Consider the following 14,449-nt stretch of genomic DNA (forward strand, 5'->3'; position numbering starts at 1 on the left):
ACGCTTTTTCAGTAAAAATCACACGCTCCCAACAGATCAAGGGTTTCACGGTCCGTGAAATCGAACCGCAGGGGGGTCAGGGTGATGAACTTCTCGGTGAGCAGCGCGCGGTCGCGGTCCTCGCTGATCCGTTCTTTGGGGATCTCACCCTGGAGCCAGTAATAGGCTCTGCCTCGGGGGTCTTCCCGAACATCGTACCAGTCGCGATAGGACGCGCGAGTATGGGGGCACAGGCGCAGTCCTTTTGCCTCGCCGACGGGACAATCCGGGAAATTCAGGTTCATGACGCACTTTTTCGGCAGGCGATCCCACGGAATTTGGGGAATGAGATCGACGCAATACCGGGCCTGTTCGTCAACGTTTTGGGGGTTGAAGTTATCTAGGGACACGGCCATGGACGGAATGTGCATGAGCGCCCCTTCCGTGGCTGCGGAAACCGTGCCGGAATACAGGATGTCGACGCCCACGTTGGCGCCGCTGTTGATTCCGGACAAAACCAGATCGGGCGTATGGCCCAGCAATGTGGACAACCCGAGCTTGACGCAATCCACCGGGGTGCCGTAGACACCGTTTCCCACAAAACCGTCTTCCTGAAACGCCTTGACCTTCAAAGGCATGAACAGGGTTACGGCGTGCCCCACGGCGGATTGCTCCGTCACCGGGGCGAACACGTCGACGGTGTGGCCGGCATCAATGAGCGCGCGGTAGAGACCACGCAGGCCCACGGCCTGGATTCCATCATCGTTGGTCAGCAGTACTCTCATGGTTCTCCTGTTTTTCCGGATTTGACAATCCATGTGAAATCAGGTTCATAACCTTGTAGCGGCAAATCATCCGATTTGCATCCTTTAACAGGACGTTACCAGATAACGGGCGGGATAATCCAACATCCGGCCAAGATCAAGCAACGTGACACAGAAAATACAATATATTCGCGACTTGTCGCCTGGAAACCAGGTGAGCGACCTCTTCATCCTGTCAACGGCCAACATGGGCCAGTCACGGAACGGTCCGTACTGGAACGTGGCCTTCCAGGACGCAACCGGACAATTGGAAGGAAAGATCTGGAGCCCCAAGAGCCTGGAATACCAATCGCTGGAGCCGGGAAAGATCGTCCTTGTCCACGGCACCGTGGAAAGCTACCGGGACAGGCTCCAGCTCAAGGTGGACCACCTGGATCTCAACCCGTCCACCAACGGCGGCCTCGACCTCGCGGACTTCATGCCCGCCAGCAAGGTGCCGCCCGCGCAGCTCATGGAAACCATCGAGGACCTCATCACCGAGCACATGAAGCACAAGCCGTGGAAGAAATTCTGCCGCAAGGTGCTGCGCAACGAGGAATACCATGAACGGCTGCTCACGGCTCCGGGAGCCAAGACCGTGCACCACGCCTATGTGGGCGGCCTGCTGGAGCATAGCCTGTCCGTGGCCTGTCTGTGCATGTCCATCTGCGACAACTATCCGGACCTGGACCGCCAGACCCTGCTGGCCGGGGCCATCTTCCACGACCTGGGCAAGGCCTGGGAGCTTTCCGGCGGGCTGGTCAACGACTATACCGACGAAGGCCGCCTCATGGGGCACATCCAGATCGGCATCGAAAAACTGGAACCGTTCCTGGCCAAGGCGCGGGACCTCGACCAGGGTCTCAAGCTGCATCTCAAGCATCTGATCACCAGCCATCACGGCGAGCACGAGTTCGGCTCCCCGGTGCGCCCCAAGACGCCCGAGGCCTTCATCCTGCACCATGCCGACAACATGGACGCCAAGCTGAACATGATCCAGGCCGCCTACGAGGACATGGAGCAGGCCGGCCAAAGCTGGTCGCCCTACATGCGTTTCCTGGAACGCAACATCTTCCGCCCCACCCCGACCCCGGACCCGAACAACAAGAACAGGAACAAGACGGAGAACCAATGTTTGTTACCTTTGAAGGCATAGAAGGCACCGGCAAGACCACCCAGATCACGAAACTCAAGGAATACTTCGAATCCATGGGACGCGAGGTCTTCCTGACGCTGGAGCCGGGCGGCAGCCGGATCGGCACCGAGCTGCGCAAAATGCTCCTTCATGTGGACAGCAAGGACATCACCTCCATCACCGAACTGTTCCTGTACCTGGCCGACCGCGCCCAGCACATCGCCCAGGTCATCAAGCCCGAGCTGGAAGCCGGGAAGGTGGTCATCTCCGACCGCTTTGCCGACTCCACGGTCTGCTACCAGGGCTATGGCCGGGGCCTGGACCCCAAGCTGCTCCACCAGCTGAACGAAGTGGCCGTGGACGGCTGCTGGCCCGACCTGACCATCCTGCTGGACATCGACGTGGAAGTGGGCCTCAAACGGGCCATGACCCGCAATATGCGCGACGGCAAGACCCAAGAGGAAGGCCGTTTCGAGCAGGAGCACCTCTCCTTCCACAGCCGGGTGCGCGAAGGCTACCTGACTTGGGCGGCACTGAACCGGGACCGCATCAAGGTGGCGGACGCCTCCGGCACGCCCGACGAGGTCTTCGCCAACATCAAGCGCCTGGTTGACACCAAGCTGGCAGGTTAGCCAGTCTCACGCGCCAGACCTTTTTCCCCGCAAGAAAATCCTATTATTTCCCGCCGAGTGTGGTAGGGTCGAACGCAGTTGATGGCAAAAACCGCTTCTGACAACCTCTTGCACTTCAAGGAATAATGCCCGAAGGCGTCTGCTCCCTGGCCCGGAACAACACCCACCGGGGCCATGACTTTCTCGTGGATACCTGCATGTACCTGGCGGTCATGGCCGGGTTCGTCTGGCTTCTCGCCTCGGGCTCGGAACGCCTGGGCTACAACTGGCAGTGGTATCAGGTCCCCCAATACATCTGCACCTGGGACAACGGCTTCACTCCCGGCCTCCTGCTCAAGGGCCTGTGGGTGACATTCAAGATCACGGGCGTCAGCCTGGTGCTGGCCTTTGCCATCGGGCTGGGCACGGCCCTGTGCCGCATGAGCCGCTCCTTCATGGCCCACGCCATCGCCCGGGCCTATATGGAGCTCATCCGCAACTCCCCCCTGCTCATCCAGTTGTTCTTCATCTATTTCGTCATCGCCCCCATTTTCGACATGGGCGCATTCTGGTCCGCGGTCTGGGCCCTGAGCCTGTTCGAAGGGGCCTATGCCTCGGAGATATTCCGGGCGGGCATCACCTCCATTCACACGGGCCAGTTCGAGGCGGGACGCAGCCTGGGCATGTCCCCCTATACGCTCTACCGGCACATCATCCTGCCCCAGGCCATCCGGCGCATCCTGCCGCCGCTGACCAGCCAGGCCGTCTCCCTGGTCAAGGATTCCGCCCTGGTGGCGACCATCTCCATCTACGACCTGACCATGCAGGGAATGACCATTGTCTCGGAAACGTTCCTGACGTTTGAAATCTGGTTTACCGTCGCCGCCATCTACCTCGCGGTCACCCTGATCCTTTCCCGGATCGTCGCGGTGCTGGAGCAGCGGATGAACGGTATGTACAACCCATAATTCCGGAGGATAGAGGAATGACCATCTGGAGAACCATCACCACCGGCCTGATCACCCTGATCGCAATCCTGGGCGTCTCCCACGTCTCCCTTGCGGCCCCGGCAGAGACGCGGCAGAATCTGGCAAAGGAAAGCACCCTGGAAGCCATCATGCAGCGCGGCGCCATCCGCGTGGGCTTCGACACCTTCAAGCCGTGGGCCATGAAGGATAAAAAGGGAGAATACATCGGTTTCGAGATCGACGTGGCCCGCAAGCTGGCCGAGGACATGGGCGTGAAGATCCGCTTCGTGCCCACCCAGTGGGCAGGCATCATCCCGGCCCTGCAGACCGGCAAGTTCGATGTCATCATCGGCGGCATGAGCGTGACCCCCAAGCGCAACCTCAAGGTCAACTTTTCCATTCCCTACGAATTCTCCGGAATGTCCATCATCGCCAACAGCGCCAAGGCCAAGGGGTTCGACAGTCTTGACGACTTCAACAAGCCCGAGGTGACGGTCATCGTCCGCCTGGGCACCACCGCCCATGTGGCGGCCCGCAACTTCCTGCCCAAGGCCACCCTCAAGGTCTTCAGCGAGGAATCCCAGACCATCCAGGAACTGCTGAATGGCCGAGGACATGCCCTGGTGGCCTCCAACCCGCTTCCCCGGACCCTTGCCAAGGAGTACGAGGGCAAGCTGTTCCTGCCGCTCAAGGACGACTTCACCCGGGAACCCATCGCCTTTGCCGTGCGCAAGAGCGACATGGATTTCCTGAACTTCCTGAACAACTGGATTCGCGTGAACTTCGCCTCCGGCTGGCTCCAGAACCGTTACGACTACTGGTTCAACGACAATGAATGGGAAAGCCTGATCCAGTAGGAAACGGACCATTGCCTCGAAAGACAATGCGCCGCGGCGCAATCAGATTCACGCGGCTGGACGCGGTATTGCTCCTGCTTGTCCTGGGTGCGGGAGCATTCGTGCTCCACCGGGCCTCGGTGGGCCTGGAGTACCACTGGAAATGGTCGGTCATCCCCCAGTTCATCCTCTGGAAGGACGCCGCATCCGGCCAGTGGTTCCCCGGCATGCTGCTCAAGGGACTGTTCACCACCCTGCGGCTCAGCCTCTGGAGCGGCCTGCTGGCGACCCTCATCGGAATCGCCGCGGGCCTGCTCCGGGTCAGCCCCAGGCTGTTCTGGAGGCAACTCTCCGGGACCTACGTGGGGCTGGTGCGCAACACCCCGCCCCTGGTCATCGTCTTTGTCTTCTATTTCTTCATCGGCGACCAGATCATGAACGCCCTAGGCATGGTGGACATTGCCTACGAGCTGGCGGAAACGCCCCGCCCTGTCCTGGAAATGCTGCTGGGACCCACGGAGCAGCTGCCCCAGTTGCTTTCGGCCATCATCACCATCGCCCTGTTCGAAGGGGCCTATATCGCGGAGATCGTGCGCGCGGGCATCGAATCCGTGGAAACCGGCCAATGGGAGGCGTCGTGCGCCCTGGGGTTTACCCGGTTCCAGCAGATGACCCACATCATCCTGCCCCAGGCCCTGCAACGCATGCTCCCGGCCCTGGCGGGCCAGTTCATCTCCACGGTCAAGGACTCGGCTATCGTGGCGGTCATCTCCATCCAGGAACTCACCTTCCAGGGATTGCAGCTCATGACCACCACCTACCGGACCTTCGAGACCTGGATCACCATCCTGGCCATGTATTTCGTCCTGACCCTCCTGTGCTCCCTCCTGGTGCGCAGGCTGGAATTGCGCATGGCCAGAAAGGCCTGAGCCGCGACAATCGCTTTGACATGAAGGACATTAACCAGCATATCTAAGCGTGCACCAAGGATAATCGAACTTCCCGAGGAGGACTTCATGAGCAAGGACGTCAACGTCTATGCGCTGAGCACCTGCATTCACTGCAGGAACGCGAAGAAATATCTTGATGAATGCGGCATCAAGTACAACTGCGTATTTGTGGACAAGCTGGAAGGCCAGGAACGAAAGGACACCATCGCCAGGGTCAAGGAACACAACCCGGCGGTTTCGTTTCCCACCATCATCATTGGAGATTCCGTGGTGGTGGGCTTCAACAAAGACAAAATCGACAAGGCATTGAAAGACTGATGGACGCCAAGCAACTCTACGAACAACTCAGGAAGCTGCAGGAACCCAAGGGCTACTACTTCAACAAGGACATGGAAAACATGACCATGCCCCTGATGGAAAGCCTGCTGGAAAACAAGAAACGGTTCGGCTACATGGCCTGTCCGTGCAGGCTGGCCAACGGCGAGCTGGAACTGGACAAGGACATCCTCTGCCCCTGTACCTACCGGGAGCCGGACGTGAAGGAATACGGCGCATGCTATTGCGGGTTGTATGTTTCCAGGGAATGGAACGACGGCGAGATTGAGCACCAGACCGTGCCGGAACGGCGTCCCCCGGAAAAGATCATTTTTTAGAAACCAAAAGGCCCCGCCAATCGGCGGGGCCTTTTTTTCAGATGATGTCCTGCAGAATTCTCACGAACCGGGACCGCACTCCTTCGGAGATCTCGGCCTGATCGGTCATCCGCCCCCCTGCATAGACATACAGACGAACCTTGTCCACGCTTCGGAATCCACGGAAATTGTTCTTTTTCCATTTCTTCTTTTTCCCACCAAAGGTGATGGTGGTCGTATCGTCCGCCTTTTTGGGAGAAACCGTGGCCAGAGCCAGATCCGTAATGATGATATAGGTGTCGTCGGTAACGAAACTGCCCAGGATGGTGCCGATGGTGGCCCCCACCACAACGCCGATGGTGCCGCCCACCAGGGTATCGGTGGCGTCATGCCGCTCGATGCCGTGGTAGGCTCCGGCGATTCCGCCGGCAATGGCCCCGGCATCCCGGCCCTTTTCATTGAAATCATCCTGGATCTGACCGGAATATTTAACGTTCACATCCAACAAAATGCCGAAATCATCCTCCTGGGTCACCGTATACCCGGCCTGCTCATAGGCGGCTTCCAGAACCGTCTTGAACTGCTTGAGGTCAAACTCGGGATCGCCCGAGGTGTTGCGGATGCGCACCTTGAGCTTCTTGTTATGATACAAGCTGGAATCCACCACGAAATTATCGCTCAGGTAGGAACCATACATGAGGCTGGTCCTGGGCTCACGGACCATCCCGTATCTCGATTTTCCGCACCCGCCGATCAAAAGCGCCACACACAGCAGGCTCAACAACACCTTGTTTCCAGGTTTCACGACTCCACCTCCATCAGATATTCCACACCATGCTGTTTGAGAAATTTGAACACTTCGGAATAGTGCACCGCAAAATTGAGCCCTTCAGCCTGGCTCTTCATCACGCCGAAGTCGTTGACCCCGATAACGCTTCCGCCCATGAACAACGGGCCGCCTGAATTCCCGGCATTGATGGGGCAATCGGTCTGCACGAACAGGACCGGTTTGCCCTTCACCGTGGTGATGCTGGAATGTTTGCGAACGGTGCTGACAATGCCCCGTGAAATGGTGAAATCGTAGCCCCGGGGATGACCGATTGCCTCCACCGTGGCGCCCAGCGGCAGGAAACGCTCCGAGTAGAAATGAACGGGACGGCCCCGCTCCTGCACCTTGATGAGCGCCAGATCCAGCCGGGCGTCCTGGGCGATCACGCGACCGAACGAGGCATGCTCGTTCCACAGCTTGAGCTCCACGAACTGGGCTCCCTCGACCACGTGATAGTTGGTCAGCACCATGTCGTCGGCAACGTAGAATCCGGACCCTAAGGCGGCTCCATTGCTTATCTTGACCACGGACTCAAAGCGGATGTCCTGGTTTCTGTTGAACCCGAAATCGTTTTCCAGCTCGCGGTTCAAAACCACGTTCTGCTGCTCCACGATCTGTTTTCGGATTCCTTCCAGGTCGGCATAGGAGTGCCACAGGGTATCGCTTTCCGCACAATGCCCCAGCAGGCTGGAGATGGGCACGGGAATCGGGGACTCCTCAAAATTCACGACGTCCTTCTCGGCCGCCAGGTCCTCCATCTTCTTGCCTTTGTCTATGTCGAAGGGATGCAGGTTGTAGACGACCTTGAAGGCGTTGTTGGATTGGATGTCGAAAGTATCCGTGAAGTATGTCCGGGCGCGCCGGTCGATGATGTAATAGTGAACCGTGGCCGTTTTCTTCACAAAGACATCCGCCACCATATACTCATAGGATTCGAACACCGGCTCTTCGATGAATGCGGGGGTGGTTCTCAGGCGCTCCTTGAAATCCGCAACCTCCTTTTCGAAGGCCTTTGGGTCGGTCTGGCCAAGCGCGGCAAGCGTGGCGTTCTGCAGCTCCATCCGGAGAATGTCGAACCGGGGATTGGGCACGCGCGTCACGCCGTTTTGAAAGGTGGAGGATATGGGAAGTGTCTTCTCGATGAACCGGTCGTTTTTCGCAAGCGCGATATTGACGATGATGACGAAATCCGCTCCCTTGACCGCCGCGCTCTGATAGGGATGCTTGCCCTCGGCCTTGACCGCGTTGAAGGGAATATCAAGGTCGAAACTGATAGGAAAATCAATGAGCCGCTTGCGGATCAGGGTGTCGCAGGTGGCGTGAATGAATGCGAATTTGACATTGGGGACGTTCTCCACCCTCATTCCCATGCCACGGGCCTTCTTATAGGCCGCCACAATATCCATGAGGCTGGCCTGGCCCGCGCCGGACGGCAAGGACAGTTGAAAAAAACGCTCCGCAAAAAGATGATGTCCCTCGTCGTTCATTGCCGGGGAATACAGCGAATAGGCCTGCTCCAGCTCCTTGCTCCCCAAATGGGAGAGCCCCGGTTTCACACAGGACACATTCCCTTCCCAGAATGTCTGCTGGTCCAGGAAAATGGGATAAACCTTGAAAAAACTTTGTTCCAACGGAAGCGGATATTGTTGAAACGCCTTGCCTGCGGAACGCTCCAACCGCCCTTTCCACGCAGCAAGCTCCGCCTGCAGCAAGTCCCGGACCTCCGGAGTGCAAGGGGACACATTCAGGATAGGCTCCGCCTTGAGGGTCGTCAGCCTCGCTTCCCCCTCGTCCAGGGCCAGCCTCATGTCATCCCATTTATCCGGCCCGACGGGCCATTCCATGCCTTGCAGGACTGCAAGCGAGACCTCGGCAGGCCGCACCTTGAACGGATGCAATGCCCGGCACAGCTTTCCCATGGAATCCAGGACGTCATCATCGTCGAGACGCTCCATGAACCACGAACGATTCCGGGAAAAGACATCCGAAGCGTCCTGCACCCGCCCCTCCGCGAGCAATTCGTCGATATGATCGGACGGATCGAAGAAGAACCCGTATTCGGGGCCTCGATCCTCGAAGACGGACATGACGCACCCGGAAACAAGGACGGCCGAAATCAGAAGGACAATGACATTCCGCAAACACTTCACCTTGGTATCCCCACTCCTCCACGAAACCCAGAAACAGAAGACAACAATACGCACAGTCGAACCAACTTCTTTTGGGGAGCCCACGGTAGAACAAGGTTTTTCAAAAATCAATCGTGTAATCTATTTTTTATGAATAATTTTATTAAAAAAAGAATAAAAAAAGTGCACACTATACAGTGTGCACTACTAATAAAACTGGTATTATTCGCTTCAGCGCCCTGAGCTTTTCAGGGCCTGATCCAAATCGGCCACAATATCCTCAATATCTTCAATGCCTATGGAGATACGGATCATGTCCTCGGTCACCCCGGCCGCACGCTGCTGCTCGGGGGTGGATTGGGAATGCGTGGTGCTCGCGGGATGAATGACCAGGGTCCGCGCGTCAAGGATGTTGGCAAGGTGGGAACACAGTTCCACGCCCTCGATAAACCTGCGTCCCGCCTCCAGGCCTCCCTTGACGCCGAACCCGAACACCGCGCCGGGACCATCCGGGAAATAGCGCCGGGCATTGCCGAAATCGGGGTGATCCTCCAACCCGGCATAGTTGACCCACTCCACGCGCTCGTGCCCGGCGAGGAACTCGGCGACTTTCCGGGCGTTTTCGCAATGGATCCTGGCGCGAATGGGGAGAGTCTCAAGCCCCTGGAGAATCAGGAAACTGTTCATGGGGGAAATGGCGGCTCCGGTGTCGCGCAGAAGGCCGGAGCGCACCTTGGTGCAGAACACCGGACGGGGTTCGCCCCTGCCGCAGTCCAAAGCCTCCCAGAAACTCAGCCCATGATAGGCGGGATCCGGGTCGCATATTTCCGGGAACTTGCCGGATGCGGCCCAGTCGAAATCGCCCTTTTCCACAATGGCCCCGCCCAGGGCCGTGCCATGCCCGCCCACGATCTTGGTCAGGGAATACACCGCGATATCCGCGCCGAACCCGAACGGATCGCCTATGGGCGGAGGCGCGGAGGTGCAGTCCAGAATAAACGGAACGCCGTGCGCGTGCGCCGCGTCCGCAATGGCCGAAAGATCGTCCACGTTGCAGCGAGGGTTGCCGATGGCCTCGGAATAGACCAGCCGGGTATTTTCATCTATGGCGGCCTCGACATTGGCGGGATCGGACGAATCCACGAAACGCACTTCTATGCCGAACCGGCTCAAGGTCTGCCGGAACAGGGTGCTCGCACCGTCATAGAGGTTGGAGCCGGAAACAATGTTCTGTCCCGCGCTGGTATGGGTGGTCACCGCATAAAAGACCGCGGCCATGCCCGAGGCCGTTGCCAGGGCCCCGGCCCCGCCGTGCAGGGCCGCCAGCCGTTTTTCCAGCACGTCCGTGGTGGGATTGGTAAGCCGGGAATAGATGAAGCCCTGCTCCCTGAGCGCAAACAAGTCGGCCGCGTGCCCGGTATCGCGAAACACATAGCTGGTCGTCATGTGGATGGGCACGGCCCGGGAGCCCGTATCCGAATCCGGCACATGCCCCGAGTGAAGCGCCCTGGTCTGCAATCCGTATTTTTCGTCAGCCATGATGTTCCTCCCGGCTCAGATTTCCCTGGTCAGTCAACGTGACCAAAAACAGGTCCCAAGGCAAGGCCTAGGCGTCCTGTTTTCCCGCCCGCTCCAGCCATTGGGCGAACATTTCGCGGGCGCGCTCGCCGTAGGCCTCCTTGCGGAACTTCTTGGGCATGCGTTTCTTGAGCCCCGGCATGAGCCCGAAATTGACGTTGGAAGGCTGGAACTTCTTGGCATCGGTACGCAGGTGACCCAGCAAGGCTCCCAGCGAGGTCTCTGCCGGCGGTTCCTCCACGTCTTTCCCCTCCAGCCGGGCGGCCAGCATGATGCCCAGCCACTGACCGCAGGCCGCGGATTCCAGATACCCCTCCACCCCGGTGATCTGCCCGGCCAGGTAAACGCCGGGACGATTCTTGAGTTCCAGGTTCTCCAGCACCTTGGGAGCATTGACGTAGGTGTTGCGGTGGATGGAGCCCAGCCGCAGGAATTCCGCGTTTTCCAGCCCGGGAATCATGCGGAAGATTTTCTTCTGTTCCGGGTACTTGAGCTTGGTTTGGAATCCAACCAGGTTGAAGGCTGTCTTGTCCGTGTTCTCGGCCCGAAGCTGGACCACGGCATAGTGGCGCTCTCCGGTCCTGGGATCCTCCAGGCCCACGGGCTTAAGCGGCCCGAAGGCCAGGGTCTGCTCGCCACGCTCGGCCATGGCCTCGATGGGCAGACAGCCCTCGAAATGGATTTCCTTCTCGAATTCCCGGGGCACCACCTTTTCCCCCTCCAGCAGCGCGGCCACAAAGGCCTTGTACTGTTCCTCGTTCATGGGGCAGTTGAGATAGTCGTCATCCTCGGGACGGTAGCGGCTGCCCCAAAAGGCGATGTCCATGTTCACGGAATCACGGCTGATGATGGGAGCGATGGCGTCGTAGAAATACAGCTTGTTGTCGCCGATGATCTTCATGAGGCTCTCGGTCAGGGCCGAGCTCGCCAACGGACCGGCGGCCACCACGACGGCGTCGGCGTCCTCGAGCTCGGGCGCGTCCAGGGATTCGACCTCCCTGCGCTCCAGCTCGATATTTTCCCGCTCCGCGATCCTGCGGGTCACATATTCGGAGAACTTGGCCCGGTCCACGGCCAGGGCCTTGCCCGCCGGGACCTCGCAAGCCAGGGCCGCTTCCATGATCAGGCTGCCCAGGGCCCGCATTTCCTCCTTGAGCAATCCGATGCCGGTGGTGAATTCATTGGACCGGAGCGAGTTGGAGCAAATGAGTTCGGCCAATCCCTCTTCGGTGTGGGCCTCGGAAAACTTGTGCGGCTTCATTTCATAAAGGGTCACGGCAACACCCGCCCGGGCCAGTTGCCATGCACATTCACACCCGGCCAGTCCGCCGCCAACAACTGCGACCTTTTTCACTGTATGCTCCTGGTTATCATTGTGAATTACCAAGTTTTTTCGTATATTCATCAAAATCGATTCATATCGTAGGAATTAAAGATGCCCAAACCCATTCTCGACATACAGGGTCTGACCACCTGTTTTTCCTCCCCCAAGGGAATCGCCAAGGCGGTGGATACCGTCAGCCTGACCTTTATGCAAGGCGAAACTCTGGCCATCGTGGGCGAATCCGGCTGCGGCAAGACCGTGCTGGCCCTGTCCGTGCTGGGGCTCATTCCGGATCCGCCCGGCCGCGTCACCCAGGGCAGCGCGTTCTACAAGGGGCGGGATCTGCTGGACATGACCGAAAACGAGTTGCGCACGGTGCGAGGCAACCAGATTTCCATGATCTTCCAGGAGCCCATGACCGCCCTCAACCCGGTCTTCCGCGTGGACGACCAGATCGGCGAGGCCCTTCGCCTGCATCGGGGCATGGGCAAACAGGAGGCTGCGGAAAGGGCCGTATCCATGCTGGAACTGGTGGGCATCTCCAATCCCCGGCGCATCGCCCGCTCCTTCCCGCACGAGCTTTCCGGGGGCATGCGCCAGCGGGTCATGATCGCCATGGCCCTGTCCTGCGAGCCGGACCTGCTCATCGCCGACGAACCGACCACCGCCCTGGACGTGACCATCCAGGCCCAGATCCTGGAACTCATGGAAGACCTCAAGCAACGCATGAACGGTTCTCTGCTGCTCATCACCCATGACCTGGGCGTGGTGGCCCGCATGGCCCAGCGCGTTGCCGTCATGTATTCGGGAAAAATCGTGGAACTGGCCACGGTGGAACAGATTTTCGAGGACCCCAAGCATCCCTATACCCAGGGGCTCATCGGCTCGGTGCCCGATATCGGCCAGAAAGGCGACCTGAACGCCATCCCAGGCGTGGTGCCGTCCATCTTCAATCTGCCCCGGGGCTGCCGGTTCCATCCGCGCTGTCCCAAGGCGTTCGACCGCTGCGCGCAGGAAATGCCGGAGCGCTTCGAACTGGACAACGGCCGCAGCGTGCGCTGCTGGCTTTACGCATAACCGGAGGGTACGACCATAGCCCCGCTCCTGGAAATACGAAATCTGCACAAGCGCTTCCGGGTCTCCGGCGGCCTGCTCGGCCTCAAGACCGGGGAAGTGCATGCGGTCACGGACGTGAGCTTCACCCTGGACAAGGGGGAAACCCTGGGCCTGGTGGGCGAATCCGGATGCGGGAAATCCACCCTGGCCAAATGCGTCATGGGCCTGGAAACCATGACCTCCGGCGACATCCTGTTCCAGGGCGCCTCCATCCGGGACTGGGACCACAAGAAGCTGCGCCGCAGCATGCAGATGGTCTTCCAGGACCCCTACTCCTCGCTCAACCCGCGCCAGCGCGTCGGGGATATCATCAAGGAGATGTACGACATCCACGGCATCGGCACCCGAGCCGAACGCAAGGACAAGGTGCGCGCCCTGCTGGAACGGGTGGGACTACGCCCGGACCAGTTCGAACGCTACCCGCATGAATTTTCCGGCGGCCAGCGCCAGCGCGTGGCCGTGGCCCGCGCCCTGGCCCTGGACCCGGATCTGGTGGTCTGCGACGAGCCCGTGTCGGCCCTGGACGTTTCCGTGCGCGCCCAGGTGCTCAACCTGTTGCGCAGCCTGCAGCAACAGTTCGAGCTGACCTATATCTTCATTTCCCACGACCTCTCCGTGGTCAGCCACATCAGCGACCGCGTGGCCGTCATGTACCTGGGGCGCATCGTGGAGCTCGCGCCCTCCGAAGCGCTCTTTGAAAAACCGCTCCATCCGTATACGAAGGCCCTGCTCTCGGCCATCCTGCCTCCCGATCCCAGAAAGCATACCCAACGCATCCCGCTTTCCGGCGACCTGCCCAGTCCCACCCGGCCGCCCCAGGGCTGCCCGTTCCATCCGCGCTGCCCCGAGGCCATGGACAAGTGCCGCATTGACGCTCCCGCCTTCAATGATCTAGAAGGCAAGAGACACGTGGCCTGCTGGCTTTATTGATCATATTCGAGGAGAATACTTCACCTTTCTTCCGCCACCCAAAGGAGTGTTCCATTGATTACCCGAGAAGAAGCTTTTGAATTGTTGAAAACCCGCAACGGCGACCCGGCACAGATCAACCACGGCCTGGAATCCGAGGCCGTACTGCGCGCCCTGGCCCGCAAGCTGGGCAAGGACGAGGACCTGTGGGGCATCACGGGCCTGCTGCACGATCTCGACTATCCCGCGACCAAGGAAGGCGTCACCCGCCACGGGCTGGACACGGCCGACATGCTCCAGGGCCAGCTGCCCGAGGACGCGCTCAACGCCATCCGCCGCCACGCCGCTGAAATGAATGGTTCCGAAGGCCCGGAGACCGACTTCGACTATGCCCTGCGTTGCGGCGAAACCGTCACCGGCCTGGTGCATACCGCGGCCCTGGTGCGGCCCACCAGGATGGAAGGCATGACCCCCAAGAGCCTAAAGAAGAAAATGAAGGACAAGGCCTTTGCCGCCAGCGTCAACCGCGACGAGATCCGCGAAAGCGACAAGCTGGGCCTGGAACTTGGCGAATTCCTGCAGATTTCCATCGACGCCATTACCGAGATCGCACCAGAGGTGGGGCTGGCATAATCCGAACAATGCGGTGC

15 protein-coding genes are annotated in these 14,449 nt (G+C 59.5%); 10 read left to right on the forward strand and 5 right to left on the reverse strand.

Going from position 1 to position 14,449, the window contains the following annotated elements; genetic code table 11:
* Positions 1–8: 8 nt before the first annotated feature.
* Positions 9–764, reverse strand: coding sequence for a 5'/3'-nucleotidase SurE (gene surE / locus FGL65_RS12720; RefSeq protein ID WP_147821555.1), 756 nt, complete (start codon positions 762–764; stop codon positions 9–11).
* Between the two features lie 145 nt (positions 765–909).
* Here surE and FGL65_RS12725 point away from each other — a divergent pair, with 145 nt between their 5' ends.
* The 7 genes from FGL65_RS12725 (at position 910) to FGL65_RS12755 (ending at position 5,935) form a co-directional block, all read left to right on the forward strand.
* Positions 910–1,938 carry a 3'-5' exoribonuclease YhaM family protein gene (locus tag FGL65_RS12725; protein WP_250645482.1) on the forward strand — a complete coding sequence of 343 codons (1,029 nt, stop codon included), beginning with the start codon at positions 910–912 and terminating at the stop codon, positions 1,936–1,938.
* Positions 1,914–2,549 (forward strand): dTMP kinase, encoded by a 636-nt coding sequence (gene tmk / locus FGL65_RS12730; RefSeq protein ID WP_147821556.1) that lies wholly within the window; start codon positions 1,914–1,916, stop codon positions 2,547–2,549. Before FGL65_RS12725 ends, tmk begins: the two co-directional genes overlap by 25 nt.
* Before the next feature lie 125 nt (positions 2,550–2,674).
* Entirely contained in the window at positions 2,675–3,496 is an 822-nt protein-coding gene (locus tag FGL65_RS12735; RefSeq protein WP_147821557.1) for an amino acid ABC transporter permease, read from the forward strand.
* Positions 3,497–3,513: 17 nt separating this feature from the next.
* Entirely contained in the window at positions 3,514–4,353 is an 840-nt protein-coding gene (locus tag FGL65_RS12740) for a transporter substrate-binding domain-containing protein (RefSeq protein ID WP_147821558.1), read from the forward strand.
* A gap of 26 nt (positions 4,354–4,379) precedes the next feature.
* Positions 4,380–5,261: an amino acid ABC transporter permease gene (locus FGL65_RS12745; protein ID WP_147821559.1), complete on the forward strand. Its 882-nt coding sequence runs from the start codon at positions 4,380–4,382 to the stop codon at positions 5,259–5,261.
* Positions 5,262–5,348: 87 nt separating this feature from the next.
* The gene (locus FGL65_RS12750) at positions 5,349–5,600 is read left to right on the forward strand and encodes a glutaredoxin family protein (RefSeq protein ID WP_147821560.1); all 252 of its coding nucleotides are present in this window, start codon (positions 5,349–5,351) and stop codon (positions 5,598–5,600) included.
* Positions 5,600–5,935 carry a ferredoxin-thioredoxin reductase catalytic domain-containing protein gene (locus FGL65_RS12755; protein ID WP_147821561.1) on the forward strand — a complete coding sequence of 112 codons (336 nt, stop codon included), beginning with the start codon at positions 5,600–5,602 and terminating at the stop codon, positions 5,933–5,935. Before FGL65_RS12750 ends, FGL65_RS12755 begins: the two co-directional genes overlap by 1 nt.
* A 37-nt stretch (positions 5,936–5,972) precedes the next feature.
* Here FGL65_RS12755 and traT read toward each other — a convergent pair whose 3' ends face one another.
* From traT to trmFO, 4 genes are all read right to left on the reverse strand, one after another.
* The gene (gene traT, locus FGL65_RS12760; RefSeq protein WP_147821562.1) at positions 5,973–6,719 is read right to left on the reverse strand and encodes a complement resistance protein TraT; all 747 of its coding nucleotides are present in this window, start codon (positions 6,717–6,719) and stop codon (positions 5,973–5,975) included.
* Positions 6,716–8,893, reverse strand: a complete 2,178-nt coding sequence (locus FGL65_RS12765; protein WP_147821563.1) for a S1C family serine protease — start codon at positions 8,891–8,893, stop codon at positions 6,716–6,718. The genes traT and FGL65_RS12765 overlap by 4 nt, the downstream gene beginning before the upstream one ends.
* Before the next feature lie 210 nt (positions 8,894–9,103).
* Positions 9,104–10,411: an O-acetylhomoserine aminocarboxypropyltransferase/cysteine synthase family protein gene (locus tag FGL65_RS12770; protein WP_147821564.1), complete on the reverse strand. Its 1,308-nt coding sequence runs from the start codon at positions 10,409–10,411 to the stop codon at positions 9,104–9,106.
* A gap of 67 nt (positions 10,412–10,478) precedes the next feature.
* A complete protein-coding gene (gene trmFO / locus FGL65_RS12775) occupies positions 10,479–11,855 on the reverse strand; it encodes a methylenetetrahydrofolate--tRNA-(uracil(54)-C(5))-methyltransferase (FADH(2)-oxidizing) TrmFO (protein WP_348981256.1) in 1,377 nt (458 codons plus the stop codon).
* A 30-nt stretch (positions 11,856–11,885) separates the two neighbouring features.
* On the opposite strand from trmFO, the gene FGL65_RS12780 reads away from it, so the two are divergent.
* The 3 genes from FGL65_RS12780 to FGL65_RS12790 are packed head-to-tail and all read left to right on the forward strand — an operon-like array spanning position 11,886 to position 14,432.
* Positions 11,886–12,851, forward strand: a complete 966-nt coding sequence (locus FGL65_RS12780; RefSeq protein WP_147821566.1) for an ABC transporter ATP-binding protein — start codon at positions 11,886–11,888, stop codon at positions 12,849–12,851.
* Positions 12,852–12,866: 15 nt separating this feature from the next.
* Positions 12,867–13,820: an ABC transporter ATP-binding protein gene (locus FGL65_RS12785; protein WP_147821567.1), complete on the forward strand. Its 954-nt coding sequence runs from the start codon at positions 12,867–12,869 to the stop codon at positions 13,818–13,820.
* Positions 13,821–13,874: 54 nt separating this feature from the next.
* Positions 13,875–14,432 carry an HD domain-containing protein gene (locus FGL65_RS12790; RefSeq protein ID WP_147821568.1) on the forward strand — a complete coding sequence of 186 codons (558 nt, stop codon included), beginning with the start codon at positions 13,875–13,877 and terminating at the stop codon, positions 14,430–14,432.
* The last annotated feature ends 17 nt before the right edge of the window (positions 14,433–14,449 follow it).

Origin of the sequence: Salidesulfovibrio onnuriiensis (assembly GCF_008001235.1) — a bacterium.
Taxonomy (GTDB): Bacteria; Desulfobacterota; Desulfovibrionia; order Desulfovibrionales; family Desulfovibrionaceae; genus Pseudodesulfovibrio; species Pseudodesulfovibrio onnuriiensis.

What these genes read in the sequence shown, in the direction of transcription:
- surE (WP_147821555.1), bottom strand. Translation starts at nt 764, where the DNA reads ATGAGAGTACTGCTGACCAACGATGATGGAATCCAGGCCGTGGGCCTG.
- tmk (WP_147821556.1), top strand. Translation starts at nt 1,914, where the DNA reads ATGTTTGTTACCTTTGAAGGCATAGAAGGCACCGGCAAGACCACCCAG.
- FGL65_RS12735 (WP_147821557.1), top strand. Translation starts at nt 2,675, where the DNA reads ATGCCCGAAGGCGTCTGCTCCCTGGCCCGGAACAACACCCACCGGGGC.
- FGL65_RS12740 (WP_147821558.1), top strand. Translation starts at nt 3,514, where the DNA reads ATGACCATCTGGAGAACCATCACCACCGGCCTGATCACCCTGATCGCA.
- FGL65_RS12745 (WP_147821559.1), top strand. Translation starts at nt 4,380, where the DNA reads ATGCGCCGCGGCGCAATCAGATTCACGCGGCTGGACGCGGTATTGCTC.
- FGL65_RS12750 (WP_147821560.1), top strand. Translation starts at nt 5,349, where the DNA reads ATGAGCAAGGACGTCAACGTCTATGCGCTGAGCACCTGCATTCACTGC.
- FGL65_RS12755 (WP_147821561.1), top strand. Translation starts at nt 5,600, where the DNA reads ATGGACGCCAAGCAACTCTACGAACAACTCAGGAAGCTGCAGGAACCC.
- FGL65_RS12770 (WP_147821564.1), bottom strand. Translation starts at nt 10,411, where the DNA reads ATGGCTGACGAAAAATACGGATTGCAGACCAGGGCGCTTCACTCGGGG.
- trmFO (WP_348981256.1), bottom strand. Translation starts at nt 11,855, where the DNA reads ATGAATATACGAAAAAACTTGGTAATTCACAATGATAACCAGGAGCAT.
- FGL65_RS12780 (WP_147821566.1), top strand. Translation starts at nt 11,886, where the DNA reads ATGCCCAAACCCATTCTCGACATACAGGGTCTGACCACCTGTTTTTCC.